Source organism: Cupriavidus sp. 22TCCZM01-5 (assembly GCF_057798915.1).
In genome coordinates, this window is the sequence record NZ_JBYOJR010000005.1 from 237,754 (window position 1) to 260,006 (window position 22,253).

Consider the following 22,253-nt stretch of genomic DNA (forward strand, 5'->3'; position numbering starts at 1 on the left):
CCCCGCGCTGGGACGGTCAGCCGAGTACTTGTCCCACCATCATGCGATGGCCATCGGGCGTGGCCAGCGCCATTTCGCGCATGCCCCATGGCTTGTCGGCGGGCGGCTGCAGGATGATGGCGCCGCGCGGCGCCAGTTCGGCATGCAGGGCGTCGATGTCGTCCACGTGGAAGTAGGCGAAATAGCTGTGGTCGCCGGTCTGCGATGGCGACAGCGCATCCGGGCAATGTCCGAGCATCACGCGCACGCCGCCGCGGCTGAGCGCCCGCCAGTTGTCGCCATCCTGCCAGTCGACGGAAAAGCCCAATACGGATTCGAAATACCCGGCGCTGCGGGGCAGGTCGGGTACCGCCAGAACGTAGGCGTAGGCACGCAGGTCGGGGGCGTTGGTCATGCGGCGATCCTTGTGGGTTGGCTCGGATGAGCCGCACAGGATAGCGCAGTCGGTCAGCGCGGCCGCAATCGCGCGGTGCGGCCGCTGCAGGGGTCAGCCGTGGTGGGGAATGCCGGGCGCACTGGCCGGTGCGGCTTCGGCGGAACGCTGGTGGGTGTCGGCGCACGGATGCGCCGCGCGGGCCGCGGCGCGGCCGCGTTCGATGACGGCCCAGTCGGGGCCAGCCATGGCGGGCAATGCCGCCGTGACAGCCGCGGCACCAAGCAGCGCCAGCAGGATGGTCTTCATGTCAATCTCGGGAAAGCGTCGTGTGCGCAGGCGCCGTGACAGACGAGCCTGCGCGGGTCAGGTGTTCGGCTAGCGTTCTGCTTAAGCGTTGGCGTCCGCGCGCGAGGCGCCGTGTGCGGGCGGGGCCGACACGCCGCGGGTGTCCATGCCGGCCAGGTTCAGCTCGGTGGCCGCGCCGTGGCCGCCTTGGGTGAAGGGGTCCCGCTTGTCCGCGACGTGGCCGCCGTCCGTGAACGGGTCGCGCTTGCCGATGGCATTGCCGCCATCCGTGTATGGGTCGGGCTTGCCCTGGCGCATGACGTAGCCGTAGCGGTCGCTGGAGATACCACGGTCCTGCATGCCTTGGGCGGCTGCCTGGCCGGCCATGGCGCTGGCGCTGAGCGTTGCGATGGTAAGGAGGAGGGCTTTGAGGGAGGTGTTGTGCATGGCTGCTTCTTCTAACTGATTTCAGGCGGCATTCCCCGTCGGTTCGGAGGGGGCGCGGGGCGGCGGATCTGCCGCCCTGCATGCCGTCCGGGTCGCCTTGTGAGCGGTGCCGTAGTGTTTGTTGTGCGGCACGGAAGGAAGTGTAGCCACGTCGACGTATTCCGTTGATGATTTAAATGTCGATATTGCAGTCGTTTTTTTCATCATCAGGGGATTCCGGCCCAATCACTCAGGGTTGACCCGCTCCATTGCCGGCTGCGCCATTGGCTAAACTCAACCGTTGCACCTGCGCAGCACAAGCCGGCCCGAGCCGCCGCGCGCGGGTACAGCGCTCCAGCCGTGCCCTCAATGAATCCTGCCCCGACGCCCACGCCCCAGTCCTTGCCGGAAGCCACCGCCGCGCGCACCTTGCGCCACGTCGTGGCGGATGACGCGCACACAGCCGCGGTCGAGCTGGATGGCTGGCAGCAGCGCTACCAGCAACTGACGCCGGGTGCCTTTCGCGCCGAGATGTCCCAGGTAACCTACGGGGACGTTCATGTTTTCCGCGAACAGACTTCGCAGAGCTTGCTGGAAGAAGGGGAAGCCGCACGCGGCTACATTGCGCTGGCCTTGCCCGATGCGCAGTGCCAGGGCGGCTGGTTTTCGGGGTACGCCATGGACGGGCAGACCTTGCTATGCGGCCGGTCGATGGCCATGCGCACACCGCGGGAACTGGACCTGGCCGGCCTGACCGTACCGTTGCCCGCGCTGCAGCGCGCCGTTGCGCTGGCTGGCGGCGAGCCGGCCCGGCTCGAACGCATGCCGCCGGTACGTCCGGTCACGAAAATCGCTGGCCGGGAATTCCGCGCGCTGCTGCTGTCCGTATTGGCCACCGCAGCCATCGATACCGAGGTGTTCAGCAACCGCTTTGTCGAAAGCGCGATGCGCGATGCCCTGCTGCTGGCGGCCGCAACCGCCCTGGTGGGGGAAGGCAATGCCGGCAACGAGCGGCTCCCGACCACGCCGGCACGGCGCCGGCTGGTGGCCGACGCCTACCAGATGATCCGCAGCGCCCCCGATCAGCCGTGGAGCATCCTGTCCCTGTGCGAGCGCCTGGGCGTGTCGCGCCGGACGCTGCAATACAGCTTCAACGAGGTGACCGGCCTGTCGCCGCTCGACTTCGTGCGGGCGGTGCGCATGAACGGTGTGCGCCAGGCGCTTCGCAACGGCGCGGCGGACTCGGTCGGCGCAGCCGCGGCGAACTTCGGCTTCCAGCATCTGCCGCGATTTGCCGCGCAGTACCGCGCCTTCTTCGGCGAACTGCCGTCAGCGACGCTCGCGCGCCGCTGACGCGCTCCGCGCCTTTCAGGCCATCACCGCGCGCGGCAGATGGCGGCCCACCCAGTCACGCTCCTGCTCGTAGGCGCGCGCCAGGCGCAGCACGCTGAGGTCGTCGCGCGGGCGGCCAATGAGTTGCATGCCCATCGGCAGGCCATTCTTGCCGAAGCCGACCGGCACGCTGATGGCCGGGCAGCCTGACAGCGTCCATGGGAACACGACTTCCATCCAGCGGTGGTAGGTGTCCATCCGCCGGCCCGCAATCTCCTTCGGCCACGGTTCGCGCACGTCGAAGGGAAACACCTGCGCGGTCGGCACGGCAATGTAGTCGAAGTTGGCAAAGACGTGCTCGAGCGCCTGGTACCACGCGCTGCGGTCGGCGCTGGCGGCGTAGATGTCCCCGCCGCTGAGTTTCAGCGCGCCTTCGATTTCCCAGATGGCCTCAGGCTTGAGCATGGCGCGCTTCGCCGGGTCCTTGTAGAACGGCAGCATGCCATTGCCGACCAGGAAGTGCCGGTGCACCAGCCAGGTCTTCCACAGGCGCTCCGGCGCGAACGGCGGCTTGATCTTCTCGACGCCCACGCCAAAGGCCGGAAACGCCTGCAGCGCCTGCTCGCACAGCGCCAGGATGCCGTCTTCCATCGGCAGGTAGCCGTCCCAGTCGCCGAGCCACGCCACGCGCTTGCCTTTCAGGTCGGTCGACAGCGCCGCCATGACGTTGTCCGGCGTCAGCGTGGCGAGCACCGGGTCCGCCGCCAGTGCCTGTGGCGTGCGCGGATCGGGGCCGGCCTGCGTGGCCAGCAGCAGCGCCACGTCGGCCACGGTGCGGCCCATCGGTCCTTCATAGCCGAGTTGCTGCAGGAAGACTTCCGGCGTGGGGCCATATGGCACGCGCCCGACCGAGGGCCGGAAGCCGTAGACATTGCAGAACCCGGCCGGGTTGCGCAGCGAGCCGCCGAAGTCGCTGCCATCAGCTACCGGCAACAGCCGCATGGCCAGTGCCGCCGCGGCGCCGCCGCTGCTGCCGCCAGCCGTGCGCGTGCTGTCGTACGGATTGCGCGTGGCGCCGTAGACCGGGTTGAAGGTCTGCGAGCCGAGGCCGAACTCCGGCGTATTGGTCTTGCCGAGCAGGATGGCACCCGCCTTGCGCGCGCGCTCGACGATGATGGCGTCGGACGCCGGCACGTTGTCCTTGAAGATCGGCGAGCCGAACGTGGTGCGGATGCCGCGCGTGAGGGCCAGGTCCTTGGGTGCCTGCGGCATGCCATGCATCCATCCGGCCACCTTGCCGGCGGCTAGTGCTTCGTCGGCGGCCGCGGCTTCCTGCATCAGCACATCACGCTCGCGCAGTGCCACGATGGCGTTGGTCACCGGGTTGACACGGTCGATATGGGCCAGGTACGCGCTCATGACCTGGCGGCAGGACAGGCGTCCGCCGCGGATCTCGCGCGAAAGCTGCCAGGCCGGCATCAGCACGATGGGGTCGGGCGCGCCGCCGCCGCTGGTGGCGGGGCCGGACGTGGCGCTTGCCGTGCCGGCGGGCGCGGCGCTGGCCGGCCGGCTGGCCATGGCCGAGGCCGCAACCGTCGTCACGGCGGCGCCGGCAAGATGGCCCAGCCACTGGCGCCGGCCGGGCTGCGGGGAGGACGTGGCGGGGGCAGTTTCGTTCATGGTCTGTCCTGTCATGGATAAGTACCGGTCGGCAGCCATAGGGCGCTTACACCGCGATCATGACCGATTTGGTTTCGGTGTAGTGGTCGAACACGGCGCGCCCCATTTCGCGGCCGAGCCCCGATTGCTTGAAGCCGCCGAACGGCATCGCGTTGTCGAGCACGTTGTGGCAATTGACCCAGACCGTGCCGGCCTTGATGCGAGGCACGAGCCTGTGTACGCGCGACAGGTCATTTGACCAGACCGAAGCCGCCAGCCCGAACGGGGTGCCGTTGGCACGGCCCACCACTTCGTCGATGTCATCGTAGGGCAGTGCGACGACCACAGGACCGAAGATCTCCTCCTGCACGACAGACGAGGTCTCGGGTGCATGCGCCAGCACCGTAGGCCGGAAGAAGTGCCCGCGCGGCAGGTCGGCACTACCGCCGCAGACGAGCTGGGCGCCGGCATCGACGCCGGCCTGCACATAGCCCGCCACGCGCTTGCGCTGCCGGCGCGACACCAGCGGGCCCATGCCGGTGTCCGGCTCCAGGCCCGGGCCCAGGCGCAGGCTGTTGGCGATGTCGGCCAGTGCCTGCACCGTCGCATCGAACCTGGCGCGCGGCAGGTACAGGCGCGAGCCGGCCGTGCACACCTGGCCCTGGTTGAAGAAGATGGCCTGTGCGGCGCCCGCGGCGGCGGCTTCGGGCGAGATGTCGTCGAGCATGATGACCGGTGACTTGCCGCCAAGCTCCAGCGTCACGCGCGCGAGCCGCTCCATGGCCATGCCGCCGACCAGCTTGCCGACCTCGGTCGATCCGGTGAAGGCGATCTTGTCGACATCCGGATGGCCGGCCAGCGCCGCGCCGCAGCGCGCGCCGTCACCGGTGACGATATTGACCACGCCGGCCGGATAGCCGGCTTCGACGACTAGCTCGCCGAGCCGAAGCGCCGACAGCGGGGTTTCCTCGGCCGGCTTGAGCACCACGGTGCAGCCGCAGGCCAGCGCCGGACCGAGTTTCCACGCGGCCATCAGCAACGGGAAATTCCACGGGATGATGGCGCCGACGACGCCCACGGCTTCCTGCCGCGTGAACGCGACGAACTCGCGCTCGCGTACCAGCGGCACCGACACGTCCAGGTTTTCGCCGTGCAGCTTGGTGGCCCAGCCGGCCATATAGCGCAGGAAGCCGGCGGCGCCGGCCACGTCGATGGCGCGCGCCATGGTCGCGGGCTTGCCGTTGTCCATGGCCTCGATCTGGGCCAGTTCCTCGGCGTTGGCCTCGACCAGGTCGGCCAGGCGCAGCAGCAGGCGTTCGCGGTCCGACGGTCGCATGGCGTGCCACGGGCCTTGCTCGAAGGCCTTGCGCGCGGCCTGCACGGCGGCCTCGACATCGGCGGCACCGCCGGCAGGCACCTCAGCCAGCGTGGTCTCGGTGGCCGGGTCCTCTGTCGTGAAGACGGCGCCGTCCGCAGCGGCGCACCACTGGCCGTCGATCAGCATGCGCTTCGGGCGTTGCAGGAAGGCGCGCGTGGCGGCGCAAAGCAGGTCGGTGCGTGTGTCCATGGGTCTCCTCTGATGTCCTCTGGTGTCTTGTCAGGTGTCGGGGTAATGGGTATCAGCGGCTCGTGCCGAGGATGGCGGCGCGGTGCGCGGCCACGTCGTCGAGCCGGTCGTTGCGGTCTCGCGTGACTTCTTCGGTGGTGAATGGCGCGATGTCCTGGCGGCCGGTCAGCGCGGGCAGCATCCAGTTCATCAGTTCGGCGACTTCGGCATCCGTCAGCGACGAGCCGGACGTGCCGGGCACCTGGATCAGGAACGCGCGCCCCGCGGCCGTGGCCAGCAGTTGCGGCACGGTCGCGCGCATGTCCGGAATGCCGGCTGCGGGCTTGCCCGAGCCGTCCGGCAGGTGGCAGCCGGAACAGTGCAGCACGTAATTGGCGTGGCCGCGCTGCAGCTTGCCTTCGGCGTGCGCGGCACCTGCCATCAGTACGGTGGCCAGCGATGCGAGGGCCAGGCGGAGCGCGGTGTGCCGCATATCAGTTCGCCGCGTCGCGCAGCTTGCGCACGGCGCCCGGGGTCTTGCGGGCCGCGCGCGCCTGGGCCAGCGCATCGGTGCCTACGGTGGCCGCGGCGAGGCCATTCTGCGTGCCGAGCCAGGCCAGCACGGCAGCCAGCGATGCATCGGGCAACGTGCCGAAGGCCGGCATCACGCCGTTGAACGGCTGGCCCTGCGATTCGATCGGGCCGGCCATGCCATGCACGAGCACGTTGGCAAGATAGGTCTGACCCGCCGGCGAACCCAGGCGCTCGCGCAGCGCGTTGGCCAGCGGCGGCGCCACGCCGGGAATGCCGCTGGCATCGTTGTTGTGGCACGCGGCGCAGTTGGCGGCAAAGACTTCCTTGCCCTGCGCGGCGAGGTCCGCGGCGCTTGCCGTGGCCGCCGCGCCGGCCAGCAAGAACGCCACGCAAAGTGGGTACAGTCGGGACTTCACTCTTGGACTCCGAGGATGATCGAGGTGGTGCAATGGAACATGGTGCTGGAGTTGCTCATGCACCAGTTGACGTCGTTGTGCACGCCGAGCTTGTAGCCGGGGCGTTCGCGCTCGTTGGTGTTGCACTCGCAGCGCCCGCATGTGGTTTTGCCGCAGCAGTCGTTGTAGCTGACCATGTAGTCCTTGCCGTCGGCCGGGTTGCGGCAGGTGCCGACCCACGACACGCGCGACGGCTCGGTGCCTGGCGGACACGTGGTCGAACTGCCGCCGCAGCACGAGCACAGGAAGCCGTCCACGGCGCAGTACTTCCAGTAGTCGCAAGAGGTCTCGTCCAGTGCCTTGCCGGTTTTCGCGCCATGCGCCGCCGCGGCATGGACGCTGCGGTCGAACGGCAGCACCGGCAGCGCCACCGTGCCCACCATGGCCTTGCCGAGGGTGGCCAGCATGCTGCGGCGCCCGGTGCGCTGCGCGGCCCGGCGGCTCTGGCGTTCGAAAAGCTTGTCGAACCACATCGTCTTGTCTCCTTGCCGCTCAGGCATGCGTTTCCAGGAACTGCTGGACGGACGCCACGTTCAGGTCCATGGCCGTGAACAGGCTTTCGAGCTGCTCGCGGGAATTGACCAGGCCCTTGGCGCGCAGCGTTCCCTGCTGGTCGAGCAGCACCGCGTAGGGCAGCTTGCCGATCTGCAGGTGCATGCCGAGTTCGCGCGACAGCACGTAGTCGAAGTCGCCCAGTCCGGCCTGGCGCAGGAAGGCCAGGTGCTCGGGCTGCTCGCCGTCGGACGCCAGCACCACGCGCAGCCAGCCGCCTTCGCTGGCGCGGATCGACTTCAGCACGGGAATCAGCTTCTTGCAGACGGGGCAGGTCGGCGACAGGAAGAACAGCAAGGTGCTGGCCGGCTGCGGGCCGCCGACGGTGACGGCCGTGCCGCGCACGTCCTGCAGCGCGAACGGCGACAGCGGCTGGCCCACGCGCGGGCCGGCGTCGATCATCAGCGCGCCCATCGGGGCCACGCGTTCATAGAGGATGCCGACCTGGCGCGCGAGCGCGTAGAGGCCGAACAGCAGCGCCAGCACGGCGATCCACAGCACGATATTGGCAATGACAAGTGCAGTCATGACAGTCTCACGAAGATATAAGGGGAAGGAATTCAGGCTCGCACGTGACCACGGGCGCGGCCGGCATTGACCAGCAGTTGCGTGGCGCCAAGCCACATCAGCAGCAGGGCCAGCGCGATAAAGCCGGCGGCGGCATAGTCGAGCGCCGACATGGGGCGGCCGTTCCCGGCCGCTGCCGACGACGCGGCGACGGCCAGCGCCGCCAGCAGCGCGGCGTTGCGCCACAGCAGGCCGCCCGACAGCGGTATGCTGTCGTCCGCGCCGCCGCAACCGCAGCGGATATCGCGCCGGCCGCGCAGCACGTTGATGGCCACGGCGCCGGTCGCCGCGCAGGCGGCGACCATCGCCGCCAGTGCCGACGCGGCTTGCAGCGGCATCAGCGCGAGCAGCAGCACGGCAGCGGCTTCGCTGCCGATGAAGGCCAGCGCCACGGCGCGCGACCACGCGGCGGGCACGAGCCGGTAGGCGTCGACGGCGGCATGGAAGCGGTCGGGCTCGCGCAGCTTGGGCGCCACCGAAAGCAGCAGCACGAGGGCAGCCGCTGCGCTGCATGCCGCGCTGACAACCGGGTCGCCGATCAGGTCCTGGGCGGTCATTGGTGCGCCTCCACTTGCACGGCGTTCTCGCTCACGTTGTCCATGCGCGCAACCGGCTTCAGGTTGCGTACGGGATCCAGCGCGATCACGCCGGCCTTGGCGGCATCGAGCGCGTACAGCACCGGCTGGCTGCCCTGCGTGATGGTCATGGCCAGCGCGTTCTGCCCCGGCGCCCGCGCCACGCGCTTGTGTTGCGCAAGGTCGATGGTCCAGATCTCGGCGGCCGGGGTCTTGTGCGAGCCCTCGCGGCTGCGCGGGTGCATGCCGACATAGAGCCGCTGGGTTGGCGCGTGCAGCGTGAAGAGCTGGTAGCCGCCCGGCTTCCAGCCGCCCCTGGCATCGGCGGCGGACACGATCGGCCACGGCTTGCCGAAGGCGGGTGCCTCGCCCGACAGGTCGGCCGTGTAGACATTGCCGTTGAAGGAGACGAAGAACAGCGTGTCGCCGATGCGTTCCGAGTGCAGGAAGACCGGGTCGGTGTCCGGATCGAACATGCGCGCGCTGCGCTTCTGGCCGGTGGGCTGGCCTTGTCCGTCGTGCGAGACGGTCAGCATGCCGCCGTCGCTGCACAGCGTGCGGAAGCGCTGGCTGGACGCGCCCGTGGCGAAGATGCCCCAGCAACCCGGCGTCTGGGTTTCCGCGACGAACTTGCCGGCCTGCAGGTCGACGATGCTGACCGAGGTGGCCGGCGTGGCGTTCTGGACGTACAGGAAGCGGCCATCGGCCGAGACCGCGATGATGCCGCGGTAATTGAGCGACTGCGCGTGGCGGGGCGGGATCACGATCTCGCTGCGGTAGGCGAGCGTGTCGGCGTCGTAGATGCTGACGACATCGGTGCGCTCGCCACGGGTCAGGCGCGGGTAGTACGTGGAGACGACGTAGATCGAACGCTTGTCGGGCGACAGCACCGACTGCCCGCCAAAACCCGTGGGCAGCAGGCCCAGGTATTTCATCTTGCTGCCATCGACCACGTGCAGCCGGCCGTCCACCATATGGCGGAAGGCCACGTCGGAGATATACAGGCGGTTCTCGTCGGCGGCCGGCAGCGGGGCCACGGTCAGCGTCTCGGGCGGCAGGTCCCCGGCCACCGCTGCGCCGGCGCCGAGCGTGGCGGCAAGCAAGAGTGGAATCAGGCGCCGGGACCTGCGCCCGGCTTCCCGCGGCGCACGCGCTGGCGTGCTGCTGGCGTCATTCACGACTGGCTCCTGTCTGTGCTGGAAATGGAGCCAGTCTAGAAATGGCGGCCGGTCAGGCGTTAGCCAGGATCGGCAATGGGCATACCGGGGGATTTACTGAGTCGGAGCGTGGGTGCGGGCCCGGGCAAACCGCTTCCATGCGCCGGACTGGGGAGGATCCGGGTTCAGTCGGGACCGGACGGGTGATTTGACGGTGGCGCTGCACCGTGCGGGAGCGTGGCGGCGTCCTGGAGAGTATCCGTTTTTGGCAATGGGTGTCCGGTCTCGCGCCCGCGCTGCACGGTGTGCGCCAGCGCATGCGGATCTGGCCGGCTTGCCTGCTGCCATCCCCCGCCCAGCGCCAGGAACAGGTCGATCTGCCGCATCGCCACCTGGCTGTCCGACGCCGCCAGCGCGGCTTCGACATTCGCCAGCGTGCGTTCGGCATCGAGCCGCGCCAGGTACGGCGTGCGGCCTGCCTCATGACGCTGACGTTCCATCCGGGCGGCTTGCTCGGCCTGCTCACGCGCAAGGCGTAGCGCCTGCTGGCGCTGCAATTCGCTCGTGTAGGCGCTGAGCGCGGTTTCCGTTTCCTGCAAAGCGCGCAGCACCACGCCGTCAAAGTTCGCCAGCGCCGCGTCCGCGCCGGCTTCCATGCGTGCAATGCGCGGCCGCACGCCATTGGTCGGGAAGTTCCAGCTCAGCATCGGGCCGATGCTCCAGCGCACCGTGGGGCCGCTGCCGAGGTCGCTCAACAGGCCGGTCAGGCCGGCCGAAGCGCCGATCCGGATGCTCGGGTACAGGTCGGCGGTGGCTACGCCGATCTTCGCCGTGGCGGCGGCCAGCTCTCGTTCGGCCTGGCGGATATCGGGACGGCGCTTCAGCAGCGCCGCACCGTCCCCGACTGGCAACGGCTGGGTCAGCGGCGGTTCCTCATGGCATTCGATCTCCTGCGGCGCCAGGGCCGCGGGCGGCTTGCCGAGCACCAGCGCCAGCCGGAACCGGGCCGCTTCGCGCGCGGCTTCCAGCTGGGGCAGGGCGGCCCGCAAGGTGTCGGCCTGTGCCCGGGCGCGCACGGCATCGGTGGGCTCGGCCCGGCCAGCAGCCGCGAGCCTCTGCGCGACGTCAGCCGCACGTGCCTGCAGTGCAATCTGATGGCGGGCCACTTCCAGTTCGTGGCTGGCTGCGCAGCCCTGCACATAAGCGCGCACGGTCTGGGCCACCACGCCGACACGGGCCAGGTCCAGGGCCGCCTCGCTGGCCTGCACGTTCGCCAGCGCCGCCTCGTCGGCCCGCGCGAGCTTGCCGAAGAAGTCGATCAGGTAGGACACGCCCGGCCCGAAATCGCCCAGGTTGAAGACCGGCGGCTTGGTGGTCTGCAGGTAGCTCTCGCCCGACAGCTGGGCGCGCGCGACGCTTGCGCCGATGCCGCCCTGGGGCAGGTTTTCGGCCTCGACTTCATGGAAGGCGGCCGTGGCCCGGCGCAGGTTGGCCGCTGCCACGCGGATGTCGGTATTGGCCGCCAGCGCCTGCTGCACGAGGCGGTCGAGGCGCGGATCGTCATAGAGCCGCCACCAGGCGTCGGGTACCGGACCGAGCGACACGGCAGGACTCGTGCCGCCCAGCAGCGGACCGCTGGCGTCGGGCGCGCGCACTGCCGCGTGTTCGGGAACGTGATAGTCCGGGCCGACCGTGGTGCAGGCGAACAGCAGCGGGACCAGTGGCGCCAGCCATGCGCAATGCCATGTCTTCACGGCCTGCGCTCCATGGACGGCTGCTGCACGGACACCGTGGCCGTCCGTCCCGACACCAGCCGGACATCAGGCGGTACCGTATCCAGCGTGATGCGCACCGGCACGCGCTGCGCCAGCCGTACCCAGTTGAAGGTCGGGTTCACGTTGGGCAGCAGGTTGGACCCGGCGCTGCGGTCGCGGTCCTCGATGCCGGCGGCAATGCTCTGCACATGCCCGCGCAAGTGGCGCGGCTCGCCCATGATGTGCACGTCCACCGGACTGCCGATGCGGATGCGATGCAGCTTGGTTTCCTCGAAATAGCCTTCCACATGGAACGACGCCGCATCGACCATCGACAACACCGGCCGTCCGGTCGAGACATAGTCGCCCAGCCGCGGCAGGCGGTCGTTGAGATAGCCGTCGGCGGGGCTCAGCACGCTGGTGCGCTCCAGGTTCAGCCGCGCGAGGCGCATGGCAGCTTCAGCCTGGGCAAGCGCGGCCTCGGCCTGTTCTACGCGCGCACGGCCCTGTTCGGCCACTTCGCCGGCGACCAGCCCATCCAGCGACCGGTTGCGCGCGGCTTCGCGCCGCGCCTGCGAGAGCGTTGCGCGCAGCGCGGCAGTGTTGGCCGTGGCTTGCTCCAGTGCCAATGCGTAGCGGTCGCGGTCGATCTCGAACAGCACCTGGCCGCGCCGCACCTGCTGGTTGTCGTGCACCAGCACGCGCGTCACCAGCCCCGACACATCGGGCGCGATCTGGACGATATCGGCGCGCACGTGGCCATCGCGCGTCCAGGGGGCCGCGGTGTAGTAGTCCCACAGGTGCCGCAGTACAAGGACCGCGGCGGCCACGGCCACCAGCGTGGGCAGCAGCTTGAGGAAAGGGCGAATTCTGAGTGTCATGTCGGCAGCCTCGGACCGAGGGCGACCACGCCGCCCAGGACGATCACATAGAGGCAGAGATTGAAGAGGGAGCGATGCCACACATGCCGGTAGAAGCCGGCCCGGGCCAACAGCAGGCGCACGCATGTCGTGAGCGCAAAGGCGGCCAGCATCAGCACCAGCAGGGCCGGCACGAACACGCCGTACAGGTCGATTTCAGTGTTCAACGCGGGCTCCCGAATCGTGTGCGCCGAGGGTGCCCGGCGCGTGCAGCGTGACCCGCAGCACCACCAGCGCGGCAATCGCCTCGTCGCGGTTGCCGGGCAGCGCGCCGATCTGCGCAAGCGCGGCATCGATGCTGCCAGGGAACTCGACGGCGTTCGCCACGGCGTGCCCGCCGCGCAGGCAGGCGCGGTAGTGGCGTGCCACCAGCGCCAGCACGCGCCGGACCGGCCGGCGCGCGGTCGATGGCATCGATGGCAGCGCGCGCCGCAGCGCCAACGCGCAGAAGCCCACATGCAGTTCGCTGAAGCCATCGGGGCCGGTACGGCTGGCGCCGAGCCGCGGAACAAGCTGGCCCAGGCGGTCCAGCATGCGCGCGCCAAGCTTCGCGTCATGGTCGGCGCCTGGCCAGGCGGCGGCGCCCGCCAGGTCCTGCCAGCTGGCGCGGATCAGCCGGCGCGCGGCCACGCTGGCGCCGAACGGGCGTGTGGCCAGGGCCCACAGCGGCGCGAACAGCATGGCGGCGGCATTGGCCAGGCTGCCGTTGAAGGTGCCAAGGAAATTGGCGTCGTAGACGCTCTGGATATTCGCGAACGATGCCGTGTTCACCGACAGCAGCATGGCGATCAGGTTGAAGCCCGGACGGGTGATCAGCATGCCGATGCCGAGGTAGGGCACGGCCAGCATGCCCGCCAGCGTCTCGAAGCTCTGCGCGAGCGGCACCACCAGGAACAGGTAGAACGAGGCAACCAACAGGCAGACGGCGCTCCAGCGCAGGAAAGAGCGCGCCACCGGGCGCGGTTCGTCGATGTTGGCGAAAAAGCAGCACGCAATCGACGCCACCGCCACCGCGCCGGCGCCGTCCGGCCATCCGGAGAAGATCCAGAGCAGCCCGGCGCAGAACACGGCGAGCCCGCTGGAGACGGCGCCGAACAGCAGCATGCCGTGGTCATGATGGTGGGCGCCTCTTGCCGGCATGGCGTCGGCGGCCGGTGTCGCGCTCAACTTCGGCAACGGCCGGTCGGGGCGGTCGCCGATGCCGTGTTGTAGCGCTGAGCAATCGCTGCATAGCGCGGCCAGTTGGGCGAGCTGGCTGTTTGCCGCCGTCAGCAGCCGCCCATGCCAGGCGTCCGCGGCGGCACCGGCCAGTGCGGTGCGGTCCGGCCGCGGCGCGGGTCCCGCGAGGCCGGTGCGCAGCCAATGCGACAGTTCCGCCAGCGCTTGCGCGAGCGGGGCCGGTACGCCGGCCGGATGCGTCCGCAGCGCCTGCAGCACCGCCGACAACGCCGACAGCAGCGGCATCAGCGCGGTCATGCGGGTCCGCAGGGCGCGTGCGTGGCGCAGGGAGGCGGTACTTTCGGTGTCATAGGAAAGCTGGGCGATCAGCTGGTCCAGCGCCAGGATGTCGGCCGCAAGCCGGTGGCGGCCGGCGTCGGCGCCGGGACTCGCGCAGAGGATGTCGTTGGCCCACGCGGTGGCGTCGGCAAGCCAGCTCGCCGCGCGTGCGCGCAGCGCCGGCGCAACCTTGGCGGGCAGGATGATGGAGCCCACCAGCCCCGCGCAGACAATGCCGATCACGATCTCTTCGATACGCGCCACCGCGACGTCGAAGATCTGCGCGGGCTGGTCCACTGCCGGCAGCGCCACGATCGGCAGCGTATAGGCAGCCAGCAGGAACACATAGGCGCGCGGCGAGCGCTGCAGCGCTGACAGGTAGACCAGCGCGACGATCCATAGCGAGATGGCGGCCATCAGCACGATCGGCATATTGACCAGCAGCGGCACGGTGGCGACGGCTGCGGCGGCGCCCAGCACCGTCCCCGCGACGCGGTAGGCAGCCTTGGAGCGGGTCGCGCCGGTCAGCGGGTGCGAGACGAAGTACACCGTCGCCATGGCCCAGTAGGGGCGTGGCAGGCCGAGGGCCAGCGCGATATAGAGCGCGAGCATGGCGGCCACGAATGCCTTCAGCGAGAACAGCCACTGTCGTGCATTCGGCCGGGTAGCCATGGATGAGAATCGTACGGTTTTTGATCGGGGGCGCATCGTGTGCCGCCTGGTGCGGTCTGTCTGCCGGGTGCAGGCGCGAGCGAAGCGTGGAAGCGAAGTGTAGTCAAATGACAGGCATTCCATTCATGATTTAAAATTCGATTTACTATTCCAAATTTTCATGGAAGTGCCGCATCCGCCATGCCTATCGATATCCGCGCCCTGCGCTACTTTGTTGAAACCGCACGCCTGAAGAGCTTTACGCAGGCGGCCACCTCGCTGTTTGTCACGCAGTCGACCATCAGCAAGATGGTGCGCCAGCTCGAAGACGAAGTCGGCCAGCCCTTGCTGATCCGCGAAGGCAAGACCGTGCGGCTGACCGACGTCGGCCGCGTGGTGTACGAGCGCGGCCAGGAAGCGCTTGGCGTCGTGCACCGGCTGACGCTGGAGGTGGCGGACCTGTCGTCGCTTGGACGCGGTCAGCTGACCGTTGGCATCCCGCCCATGGTCAACCTGTTCTTCTCGCCGGCGGTCAGTGCCTTCCGCAAGCGTTACCCGAACCTGGAACTGCACCTGGCCGAGCATGGCGGCCACCTGGTCGAGCAGATGGTGGCCAGTGGCGAACTGGAGGTAGGGGCCACCGTGCTGCCCGTGGACAGCACCCCGGACCTGGCCACGCAGCCGTTCGCCAAGTATCCGATCTGGGCCGTGGGCCCGCGCAAGGCGGCGTGGGCGCGTGGCAAGACGGTCAGCCTGGCGGCCTTGAGCGAGGAGCCGCTGGTGCTGCTCACCGAGGAGTTTTCGCTGACGCACAAGCTGCGGCAGGCTTTCCTGGAGGCACGCATCGAGCCTCGCGTGGTGGCGCAGAGTGGCCACTGGGACTTTCTTGCGTCGATGGCGGCAGCCGGGCTTGGCACGACGTTCCTGCCTGAACCGTTCCTGGCCAGGCTGCAGGACCGCGACAGCCTGGCCGTGGCCCGGCTGACGGAGCCGGCCATGGACTGGGCGCTCGCGCATGCCTGGCTGCCGGGCCGGTACCTGTCGCATGCCGCGCGGGCCTGGCTGGCGGTGTGTGATGAGGTGTTGGGTGGCGAGGTGGTGTCGTCGTGAGCCTGCGGCTCGGGGTCCAAAAGACGATTCAGGCGCCGGCGCCTTCCGTGCACCGGCCAGGCGGGACGTGCAGTATCACCAGCGGCTCCGGGCCGGCCAGGTACCGATAGTCCAGCGTCACGCCGAGTTTGCCGAGCACGGGTACATCGGGGTTCCGGCAAATGCCGCGTTCCAGTATGGGCCTGGCCGAGGCCATGAAATTCCTGGTGTCCTCGCGCCGCGGGTCCACGCCCGTTACCTGGAGGTGAAATTCGACGACTTTGCCCGGGCGCGCTGCACAGCCGATCAGGCGCGTCGAATCATCGAGCACCACCGGTGCCGCGCGTGCCAGCTCCGCGCAGGCGATGCCAAGTTGCCGCTCGGCATCGCGCGCGGTCAGTCGCGTCACGCCCGACATGCCGCTAGGTTTGCCGCGTACGGTCCCCAGCAGCAGGTTGGCCAGTCCGGAAAGCGGCGGGGCGGCAAAACCGTCAGGGGATGCGACGACGAGAATGAGGAGCAGCAGCCAGGCTGCCCGCCATTTGACGACAAAGAGGCTAGGTAGAGGCATGTGGGGCCACGCACGCAAGAGCATCCCGGGACAGGGCTGACAAACTGTAGCGCGTGGCGCAGCCGCTTGTTGTCCGGCATTGTCCTACGGCGCAACAACCGGGTCCGCCAGTTTGCGTCAGCCTGCGAAGGCGTGCGGCTTCACCAGGAACGGTGCGCAGGCGCCGGCATGCTATTGCGTCCAGTAGACATCCACCGGCGTGCTGTCCTGGTGGAGCAGGTAGCTGACCGGCAGCATGGGCGTGGGCTCCATGGTAGCGGCATCGAAGACCTGCTTCTTCCACGGGCCGCTGAAGCTCAGCAAGACGCGGCGCGCGCCCAGCAATGCGCTCAGGTTGAGGCTGACGCGGCGGTGCGGCGCCGCGCGCGGGTTCAGCGCAAGGTAGCCCGCCGGCTCGGTCAGCGACAGGCCCACCGGCAGCTCCGGGGCATCGGCGAACAGCGACGCGGTATGCCCGTCGTCGCCCATGGCCAGGACGACCACGTCGGGCTGGCGGTAATTGCGGTTCAGCTCGGAGACCACCGCCGAGGGATCGATTTCGTCGATTTGCGTGCAGAACGATGGCACCGGCGGCTGGAATGAGGCGCGCGCCGCGCCTTCTCGCAGCAGTGCGTCACATAGCAGGCGCGCATTGCTGTCGGTATGGCCAAGGGGCACCATGCGCTCGTCGACGAGTATCACGCTGATGCGATCCCATGGCAGGGCCCGTTGTTGCAGCGCCGTGAACAGCGGCAACGGCAGGCGGTCGCCAGCGATTGCCAGGCAAGCATCTTCCTTGCTGGCCAGCGTGCGCTCCAGCTCGCACGCCACGGCACGCGCCATGGCATCGGCGTGGGCGCCGGCATTGTTCAGTTCGATCTGGCGCATGGCTTCCTCCTTGGGTGGCGAGCATGGCGGGACGCAGGGCCCTGCCACGGCTGGCTCGCGGCTGGGCAGCTCGGTCATGCGGCTGCACCGGCACACAATCGGGTCGCGCCTTGGCCCGGGGATCAGCTTCCCGCGGGCTCAACGCTTGTTGTTGGATTCGATTCTATGTGCCAAACGGTGCGCCGCACAATCAGGCTGGCGCTGATATGGCGAGGAAGGCGCCCGGAGAGGCGCGATCACACGCTAATACGCCTTTTGCGGCACAAAAATGGCCGCCAGCAGCGCAAGCGGGCCGCTATGGCAGATGGCAGGCGGGGTGCTGCGGCGCGAGAAAGCGGCTCAGGAAGCGCCGCGGTCCACCAGTACCACCGTCACGAGCAAGGACGTATTGGTGATCGCCGTGACATCGTGCACGGCTGCCGCGCCCAGGTAGAGCAGGTCGCCCTGATGCAGCCGGCGCTGGGTGCCGTCGACGCCGATTTCCGCTTCGCCCTCCAGGCACTGGATGGTCGATGGTCCGGCAACCGAATGCGTGGCGACATGCTTGCCCGCCGGCAATACCATGCGCATCACTTCCAGCCGGTGTTCCTTGAACAGTGCGGCGCTTGGCGTCTGCGTGAGCTGCTTGCCCAGCGGCAGCACGCTGGCGACTTCACCGGAAGATAGGTGGGGCAGGGACATGGCGGGCCTCCTCGTTGCGGTGTGGCGTGGCGGTTGCGAAATGCCTGCTGGTCATTGTAGAAGGCCCGGCCGCACCTTCAGACCCGCGTAACGCTGGCCAGCCCACGTTTGCACGGGCCGGCCGGCTGCGTTCAGGACGATGGCCCCGGCGCGGCCTGTCCCGCCGCATCGGTGCCGGTGCCGGTCTGGTCATGCCAGCCGCCGCCCAGGGCCTTGTACAGATTGACCTCGCTGGTCAGCTGTTCCTGGCGTGCGACGATCAGCAGCTGCTGCGCGTTGTAGAGCGAACGCTGCGCATCCAGCACCGCCAGGTAGCTGTCCACGCCGGTGCGGTAGCGGCGGTCGGCAAGATTGTAGGCATCTTGCGCCGCTTCGACAAAGCGCACCTGGGCCTCGAGCTGGCTCATGTACGTGCCGCGCGCGGCCAGCCCGTCGGCCACCTCGCGGAAGGCCGTCTGCACCGTGCGTTCATACTGCGCGACGTTGATGTCCTTCTGGATGGTGGCGTAATCCAGGCTGGCCCTGAGGCTGCCGGCGGTGAACAGCGGCAGGCTGATCTGCGGCTGGAACAGCCAGGTGCCCGAGCCTCCCGCGAACAACCCAGACAGCTCTTTGCTCGCGGTGCCGGCCGACGCCGTCAGCGCGATGCGCGGGAAGAAGGCAGCGCGCGCCGCGCCGATATTGGCATTGGCCGACTTGAGGCGATGCTCGGCCGCGAGCACGTCAGGCCGGTTCTGGAGCAGGTCGGACGGCAGCCCGGCCGGTACCTCGGCCGTCAGCTTCTCGCGCAGGCCGAGCGGCGGCGGCAGGTCCGCTGGCATGCCGGTGCCCAGCAGCAGTACCAGCGCATTCTCGTCCTGCGCCACCAGCCGGGTGTAGCGCGCCAGGCTGGCGCGCGCGTTTTCCACAGCGGTCTGGGACTGCCGCAGATCCAGGCGCGAGGCAATGCCTTCCTCGTAGCTGCGCCGGGTCAGGCCATAGCTGCGCTCATAGTTGGCCAGCGTGTCGCGCGTGAGCACGAGCTGCGCCTCGTCGGCACGCCATGCCAGGTAGGCATTGGCGACGCTGGCCACCAGCGCGATCTGCGCGCTGCGGCGGGTCTCGTCACTGGCGAAGTACTGTTCGAGCGCGGCTTCGCTGAGGCTGCGGATGCGGCCGAACAGGTCGAGTTCCCAGGCGGTGGTGCCGAGCGATATCCCGTACTGGCTGGTGATCAGGCGCCGGCCGGTGGTGGACAGGTCGGCGGGAATACGCTGGCGCGTTTCCGCCGCGGCCACGCCGATGGCTGGAAAGAGGTCGGCGCGTTCGATCCGGTATTGCGCGCGAAACGCTTCCACGTTCAGCGCGGCGACACGCAGGTCGCGGTTGTTTTCCAGCGCGACCTCGATCAGGCGGCGCAGTCGCGCATCGGTGAAGAAGTCGCGCCAGCCGAGGTCGACGGCACGCACCTGTTGCGCCTGCGCGGCGGCGTCGATGCCGGGATAGCCCGGGCCTTGCGGGTACGCCTGCGCCACTGGCAGGGCCGGCTGTTCATAGGTGGGTATCAGGCTGCAGCCGGCCAGCAGGGCGAGGGCGGCTGCGCAGGTCAGGGTCTTCTTCATTGCAGCGCGCCTTTTTCCGCGGGGGCATCGGGCTGGGTCGGCTTGCGTTTGCGCGCGAACAGCGCATTGACAGCGACAAAGAACAGCGGCACCCAGAAGATCGCAAGCACCGTGGCGGTGATCATGCCGCCGATCACGCCGGTGCCGATGGCGTGCTGGCTGCCCGCGCCGGCGCCGGTCGAGACCGCTAGCGGGAACACGCCAAGCATGAACGCGAGCGAGGTCATCACGATCGGGCGCAAGCGCATGCGGCAGGCTTCGATGGCGGCGTCGACCAGGCTCTTGCCATGCTCGTACTGACTCTTGGCGAATTCCACGATCAGGATGGCGTTCTTGGCCGACAGGCCGATGGTGGTCAGCAAGCCGACCTGGAAGAACACGTCGTTGGACAGGCCGCGGCTCATGGTGGCGAGCAGGGCGCCGATCACGCCGAGCGGTACCACCAGCATCACCGAGAACGGGATCGTCCAGCTTTCATACAGTGCCGCCAGGCACAGGAACACCACCAGCAGCGACAGCGCATACAGCGCCGGCGCCTGCGAGCCCGACAGCCGTTCTTCATAGGACAGGCCGGTCCACGCGTAGCCCACGCCCGGGGGCATCTGCTTCATGATCTCCTCGATGGCTTTCATGGCCTCGCCCGAACTGCGGCCAGCCGCCGGCTCGCCCAGCACTTCCACCGCCGGCACGCCGTTGTAGCGCTGCAGCTTCGGTGACCCGTAGCCCCACTTGCCCTCGGCAAACGCGGAGAACGGCACCATCTCGCCCTTGTCGTTGCGCACGAACCACTTGTCGACGTCATCGGGATTCATGCGCGAATCCGGACGTCCCTGCACGTAGACGCGCTTGACCCGGCCACGGTCGATGAAGTCGTTCACGTAGCTGGAGCCCCAGGCGATCGTCACCGTGCTGTTGACGTCGGCCAGCGAGACCCCAAGCGCGCGCGCCTTTTCATCGTCGATCACGAGCTGGTACTGCGGCTGGTCGTTCAGGCCGTTGGGACGCACGCGCTGCAGCGTCGGGTTCTTCGACGCCAGACCGAGGAACTTGTCGCGCGCGTTCATCAGGGCCTGGTGGCCAAGGCCGGCCTGGTCCTGCAGGTACAGGTCGAAGCCGGTGGCGTTGCCCAGCTCCTGCACGGCCGGCGGGGCGAAGGCGAACGACATGGAGTCACGGAAACTCGCGAACTTGCGCTGGGCGCGCGACGCCAGGTCGAAGACGCTGGTGTTGTCGCCGCTGCGTTCTTCCCACGGCTTGAGCAGGATGAACGCGAGGCCCGAGTTCTGGCCGCGGCCGGCGAAGTTGAAGCCGTTGACGGTGAACAGCGAATCGACCACGCCGCCTTCGTCCTTCAGCAGGTAGTCGCGCATCTGGTTCAGCACCTTCTGCGTGCGCTCGGCGGTGGCGCCGGCCGGCGTCTGCACCTGCGCGTAGAGCACGCCCTGGTCTTCTTCCGGCAGGAAGGAGGTGGGGATGCGCGTGAACAGGAACCCCATCGCCACGAGGATCGCCACGTAGATCAGCACGAACGGCAGGCGGCGCTTGAGGATCGACGCCACGCCGCGCTCATACCCTTGCGTGGTCGCGATGAACGTGCGGTTGAACCAGCCGAAGAAGCCGCCCTTGTTCTCGCCATGGTCGCCCTTTTCGATGGGCAGCAGCATGGTGGCGCACAGCGCCGGCGTCAGGATCAGCGCGACCAGGACCGACAGCACCATGGACGACACGATGGTGATCGAGAACTGCCGGTAGATCACGCCGGTTGAGCCGCCGAAGAACGCCATCGGCAGGAACACCGCCGACAGCACCAGGGCGATGCCGACCAGCGCACCCTGGATCTGGCCCATCGAGCGCCGCGCCGCCTCCCTGGGCGGCAGGCCGTCCTCGGCCATCACGCGTTCGACGTTCTCCACGACCACGATCGCGTCATCGACGAGCAGGCCGATCGCCAGCACCATGCCGAACATGGTCAGCGTGTTGATGGTGTACCCGAACGCGGCCAGCACGCCGAACGTACCAAGCAGCACCACCGGCACGGCGATGGTCGGGATCAGCGTGGCGCGGACGTTCTGCAGGAACAGGTACATCACCAGGAACACCAGCACGATGGCTTCCATCAGCGTCTTCACCACCTCGTGGATCGACCCCGAGATCACCGGCGAGGTGTCATACGGGTAGACCACCTTCATGCCGGCGGGGAAAAACGGCTCGAGCCCGTCGAGCGTCTTGCGGATCGCGCGCACGGTCTCGAGCGCGTTGGCGCCGGCCGCCAGGCGCACCGCAATACCAGACGCCGGCTGGCCGTTGTATTGCGCGTTGATGTTGTAGTCCTGGCCGCCAAGGCCGACCTCGGCCACATCCTTCAGGCGTACCTGCGAGCCATCCGCGTTGACCTTGAGCAGGATGTTGCCGAACTGCTCGCTGGTCTGCAGGCGGGTCTTGCCGATCACGCTGGCGTTGAGCTGCTGGCCCTTGACCGCCGGCAACCCGCCCAGCTGGCCGGAGGCGACCTGGACGTTCTGTGCCTTGATCGCGTTGCTCACGTCGAGTGGCGTGAGCTGGTAGCTGTTGAGCCTGGCCGGATCGATCCAGACCCGCATCGCGTACTGCGAGCCGAACACCTGGAAGTCACCGACGCCATAGGTGCGCGACAGCGGGTCCTGGATACTCGAGACGATATAGTTCGAAAGGTCCTCGCGCGTGACCTTGGGATCGGTGGAGATCAGGCCGACGATCAGCAGGAAGTTGCGCACCGACTTCGTCACGCGGATGCCTTGCTGCTGCACTTCCTGCGGCAGCAGCGGCTGCGCGAGCGCCAGCTTGTTCTGCACCTGCACCTGGGCGATATCCGGGTTGGTGCCCTGCTCGAACGTGACGGTGATGGTCATGTTGCCGTCGGCGTTGCTCTCCGACGAGATGTAGCGCAGCCGGTCCAGGCCATTGAGCTGCTGCTCGATCACCTGGACCACGGTGTCCTGCACGGTCTCGGCCGAGGCGCCCGGGTAGTTGACCGAGATGGCGATGGTCGGCGGCGCAATGGCCGGATACTGGCTGATCGGCAGCGAGCGGATCGACAGCACGCCGGCCAGCATGATGACCAGCGCGATCACCCACGCGAAGATGGGACGATCGATAAAGAAATTGGACATGAATACTCC

The 22,253-nt window shown here is 68.5% G+C and carries 22 protein-coding genes; 2 read left to right on the forward strand and 20 right to left on the reverse strand.

Annotated features, from left to right (window positions below; genetic code table 11):
* Window positions 1–16: 16 nt before the first annotated feature.
* The 3 genes from AC3FNH_RS07450 to AC3FNH_RS07460 all read right to left on the reverse strand — a co-directional run bounded on the left by AC3FNH_RS07450 (window position 17) and on the right by AC3FNH_RS07460 (window position 1,108).
* Window positions 17–394 (reverse strand): bleomycin resistance family protein, encoded by a 378-nt coding sequence (locus tag AC3FNH_RS07450; RefSeq protein ID WP_488719576.1) that lies wholly within the window; start codon window positions 392–394, stop codon window positions 17–19.
* A 93-nt stretch (window positions 395–487) separates the two neighbouring features.
* Window positions 488–682: a hypothetical protein gene (locus AC3FNH_RS07455; RefSeq protein WP_276101480.1), complete on the reverse strand. Its 195-nt coding sequence runs from the start codon at window positions 680–682 to the stop codon at window positions 488–490.
* A gap of 81 nt (window positions 683–763) precedes the next feature.
* Window positions 764–1,108: a hypothetical protein gene (locus tag AC3FNH_RS07460; protein ID WP_276101481.1), complete on the reverse strand. Its 345-nt coding sequence runs from the start codon at window positions 1,106–1,108 to the stop codon at window positions 764–766.
* A 348-nt stretch (window positions 1,109–1,456) separates the two neighbouring features.
* On the opposite strand from AC3FNH_RS07460, the gene AC3FNH_RS07465 reads away from it, so the two are divergent.
* Window positions 1,457–2,440: a helix-turn-helix domain-containing protein gene (locus AC3FNH_RS07465; RefSeq protein ID WP_276101482.1), complete on the forward strand. Its 984-nt coding sequence runs from the start codon at window positions 1,457–1,459 to the stop codon at window positions 2,438–2,440.
* A 15-nt stretch (window positions 2,441–2,455) separates the two neighbouring features.
* On the opposite strand, the gene AC3FNH_RS07470 is transcribed toward AC3FNH_RS07465, so the two are convergent.
* The 12 genes from AC3FNH_RS07470 to AC3FNH_RS07525 form a co-directional block, all read right to left on the reverse strand.
* Window positions 2,456–4,099 carry an amidase gene (locus tag AC3FNH_RS07470; RefSeq protein ID WP_488719577.1) on the reverse strand — a complete coding sequence of 548 codons (1,644 nt, stop codon included), beginning with the start codon at window positions 4,097–4,099 and terminating at the stop codon, window positions 2,456–2,458.
* A gap of 46 nt (window positions 4,100–4,145) precedes the next feature.
* Window positions 4,146–5,645, reverse strand: a complete 1,500-nt coding sequence (locus AC3FNH_RS07475) for an aldehyde dehydrogenase family protein (protein ID WP_488719578.1) — start codon at window positions 5,643–5,645, stop codon at window positions 4,146–4,148.
* Window positions 5,646–5,697: 52 nt separating this feature from the next.
* On the reverse strand, window positions 5,698–6,117 hold the full coding sequence (locus AC3FNH_RS07480) for a c-type cytochrome (RefSeq protein ID WP_276101484.1): 420 nt from the start codon (window positions 6,115–6,117) through the stop codon (window positions 5,698–5,700).
* Window position 6,118: 1 nt separating this feature from the next.
* The gene (locus tag AC3FNH_RS07485; RefSeq protein WP_488719579.1) at window positions 6,119–6,574 is read right to left on the reverse strand and encodes a c-type cytochrome; all 456 of its coding nucleotides are present in this window, start codon (window positions 6,572–6,574) and stop codon (window positions 6,119–6,121) included.
* Window positions 6,571–7,086 (reverse strand): methylamine dehydrogenase light chain, encoded by a 516-nt coding sequence (locus AC3FNH_RS07490; RefSeq protein ID WP_276101486.1) that lies wholly within the window; start codon window positions 7,084–7,086, stop codon window positions 6,571–6,573. The genes AC3FNH_RS07485 and AC3FNH_RS07490 overlap by 4 nt, the downstream gene beginning before the upstream one ends.
* 19 nt (window positions 7,087–7,105) lie before the next feature.
* Window positions 7,106–7,693, reverse strand: a complete 588-nt coding sequence (mauD, locus tag AC3FNH_RS07495) for a methylamine dehydrogenase accessory protein MauD (protein WP_488719580.1) — start codon at window positions 7,691–7,693, stop codon at window positions 7,106–7,108.
* Between the two features lie 32 nt (window positions 7,694–7,725).
* Window positions 7,726–8,289 carry a MauE/DoxX family redox-associated membrane protein gene (locus AC3FNH_RS07500; RefSeq protein ID WP_488719581.1) on the reverse strand — a complete coding sequence of 188 codons (564 nt, stop codon included), beginning with the start codon at window positions 8,287–8,289 and terminating at the stop codon, window positions 7,726–7,728.
* On the reverse strand, window positions 8,286–9,485 hold the full coding sequence (locus AC3FNH_RS07505; RefSeq protein ID WP_488719582.1) for an amine dehydrogenase large subunit: 1,200 nt from the start codon (window positions 9,483–9,485) through the stop codon (window positions 8,286–8,288). The genes AC3FNH_RS07500 and AC3FNH_RS07505 overlap by 4 nt, the downstream gene beginning before the upstream one ends.
* Window positions 9,486–9,649: 164 nt before the next feature.
* Entirely contained in the window at window positions 9,650–11,218 is a 1,569-nt protein-coding gene (locus AC3FNH_RS07510) for an efflux transporter outer membrane subunit (RefSeq protein ID WP_488719583.1), read from the reverse strand.
* Entirely contained in the window at window positions 11,215–12,099 is an 885-nt protein-coding gene (locus AC3FNH_RS07515) for an efflux RND transporter periplasmic adaptor subunit (RefSeq protein WP_488719584.1), read from the reverse strand. Before AC3FNH_RS07515 ends, AC3FNH_RS07510 begins: the two co-directional genes overlap by 4 nt.
* Window positions 12,096–12,305, reverse strand: a complete 210-nt coding sequence (locus AC3FNH_RS07520; RefSeq protein ID WP_276101492.1) for a DUF1656 domain-containing protein — start codon at window positions 12,303–12,305, stop codon at window positions 12,096–12,098. The genes AC3FNH_RS07515 and AC3FNH_RS07520 overlap by 4 nt, the downstream gene beginning before the upstream one ends.
* Window positions 12,295–14,307: an FUSC family protein gene (locus AC3FNH_RS07525; RefSeq protein ID WP_488719585.1), complete on the reverse strand. Its 2,013-nt coding sequence runs from the start codon at window positions 14,305–14,307 to the stop codon at window positions 12,295–12,297. The genes AC3FNH_RS07520 and AC3FNH_RS07525 overlap by 11 nt, the downstream gene beginning before the upstream one ends.
* A gap of 180 nt (window positions 14,308–14,487) precedes the next feature.
* Here AC3FNH_RS07525 and AC3FNH_RS07530 point away from each other — a divergent pair, with 180 nt between their 5' ends.
* Window positions 14,488–15,396 carry a LysR family transcriptional regulator gene (locus tag AC3FNH_RS07530; protein WP_488719586.1) on the forward strand — a complete coding sequence of 303 codons (909 nt, stop codon included), beginning with the start codon at window positions 14,488–14,490 and terminating at the stop codon, window positions 15,394–15,396.
* A gap of 28 nt (window positions 15,397–15,424) precedes the next feature.
* Here the strand turns inward: AC3FNH_RS07530 and AC3FNH_RS07535 are convergent, their stop codons facing one another.
* The 5 genes from AC3FNH_RS07535 to AC3FNH_RS07555 all read right to left on the reverse strand — a co-directional run bounded on the left by AC3FNH_RS07535 (window position 15,425) and on the right by AC3FNH_RS07555 (window position 22,244).
* Window positions 15,425–15,946, reverse strand: coding sequence for a hypothetical protein (locus tag AC3FNH_RS07535; RefSeq protein WP_276101495.1), 522 nt, complete (start codon window positions 15,944–15,946; stop codon window positions 15,425–15,427).
* A 171-nt stretch (window positions 15,947–16,117) separates the two neighbouring features.
* The gene (pgl, locus tag AC3FNH_RS07540; protein WP_276101496.1) at window positions 16,118–16,813 is read right to left on the reverse strand and encodes a 6-phosphogluconolactonase; all 696 of its coding nucleotides are present in this window, start codon (window positions 16,811–16,813) and stop codon (window positions 16,118–16,120) included.
* A gap of 339 nt (window positions 16,814–17,152) precedes the next feature.
* Window positions 17,153–17,494, reverse strand: coding sequence for a cupin domain-containing protein (locus tag AC3FNH_RS07545; protein ID WP_276101497.1), 342 nt, complete (start codon window positions 17,492–17,494; stop codon window positions 17,153–17,155).
* Between the two features lie 131 nt (window positions 17,495–17,625).
* Window positions 17,626–19,095, reverse strand: coding sequence for an AdeC/AdeK/OprM family multidrug efflux complex outer membrane factor (adeC, locus tag AC3FNH_RS07550; protein WP_488719587.1), 1,470 nt, complete (start codon window positions 19,093–19,095; stop codon window positions 17,626–17,628).
* A complete protein-coding gene (locus AC3FNH_RS07555) occupies window positions 19,092–22,244 on the reverse strand; it encodes an efflux RND transporter permease subunit (RefSeq protein WP_276101499.1) in 3,153 nt (1,050 codons plus the stop codon). Before AC3FNH_RS07555 ends, adeC begins: the two co-directional genes overlap by 4 nt.
* Between the last annotated feature and the right edge of the window lie 9 nt (window positions 22,245–22,253).

Coding starts and splice junctions, on each gene's coding strand:
- AC3FNH_RS07450 (WP_488719576.1), bottom strand. CDS start 394: ATGACCAACGCCCCCGACCTGCGTGCCTACGCCTACGTTCTGGCGGTA.
- AC3FNH_RS07455 (WP_276101480.1), bottom strand. CDS start 682: ATGAAGACCATCCTGCTGGCGCTGCTTGGTGCCGCGGCTGTCACGGCG.
- AC3FNH_RS07460 (WP_276101481.1), bottom strand. CDS start 1,108: ATGCACAACACCTCCCTCAAAGCCCTCCTCCTTACCATCGCAACGCTC.
- AC3FNH_RS07465 (WP_276101482.1), top strand. CDS start 1,457: ATGAATCCTGCCCCGACGCCCACGCCCCAGTCCTTGCCGGAAGCCACC.
- AC3FNH_RS07470 (WP_488719577.1), bottom strand. CDS start 4,099: ATGAACGAAACTGCCCCCGCCACGTCCTCCCCGCAGCCCGGCCGGCGC.
- AC3FNH_RS07475 (WP_488719578.1), bottom strand. CDS start 5,645: ATGGACACACGCACCGACCTGCTTTGCGCCGCCACGCGCGCCTTCCTG.
- AC3FNH_RS07480 (WP_276101484.1), bottom strand. CDS start 6,117: ATGCGGCACACCGCGCTCCGCCTGGCCCTCGCATCGCTGGCCACCGTA.
- AC3FNH_RS07490 (WP_276101486.1), bottom strand. CDS start 7,086: ATGTGGTTCGACAAGCTTTTCGAACGCCAGAGCCGCCGGGCCGCGCAG.
- mauD (WP_488719580.1), bottom strand. CDS start 7,693: ATGACTGCACTTGTCATTGCCAATATCGTGCTGTGGATCGCCGTGCTG.
- AC3FNH_RS07500 (WP_488719581.1), bottom strand. CDS start 8,289: ATGACCGCCCAGGACCTGATCGGCGACCCGGTTGTCAGCGCGGCATGC.
- AC3FNH_RS07515 (WP_488719584.1), bottom strand. CDS start 12,099: ATGACACTCAGAATTCGCCCTTTCCTCAAGCTGCTGCCCACGCTGGTG.
- AC3FNH_RS07525 (WP_488719585.1), bottom strand. CDS start 14,307: ATGGCTACCCGGCCGAATGCACGACAGTGGCTGTTCTCGCTGAAGGCA.
- AC3FNH_RS07530 (WP_488719586.1), top strand. CDS start 14,488: ATGCCTATCGATATCCGCGCCCTGCGCTACTTTGTTGAAACCGCACGC.
- AC3FNH_RS07535 (WP_276101495.1), bottom strand. CDS start 15,946: ATGCCTCTACCTAGCCTCTTTGTCGTCAAATGGCGGGCAGCCTGGCTG.
- pgl (WP_276101496.1), bottom strand. CDS start 16,813: ATGCGCCAGATCGAACTGAACAATGCCGGCGCCCACGCCGATGCCATG.
- AC3FNH_RS07545 (WP_276101497.1), bottom strand. CDS start 17,494: ATGTCCCTGCCCCACCTATCTTCCGGTGAAGTCGCCAGCGTGCTGCCG.
- adeC (WP_488719587.1), bottom strand. CDS start 19,095: ATGAAGAAGACCCTGACCTGCGCAGCCGCCCTCGCCCTGCTGGCCGGC.
- AC3FNH_RS07555 (WP_276101499.1), bottom strand. CDS start 22,244: ATGTCCAATTTCTTTATCGATCGTCCCATCTTCGCGTGGGTGATCGCG.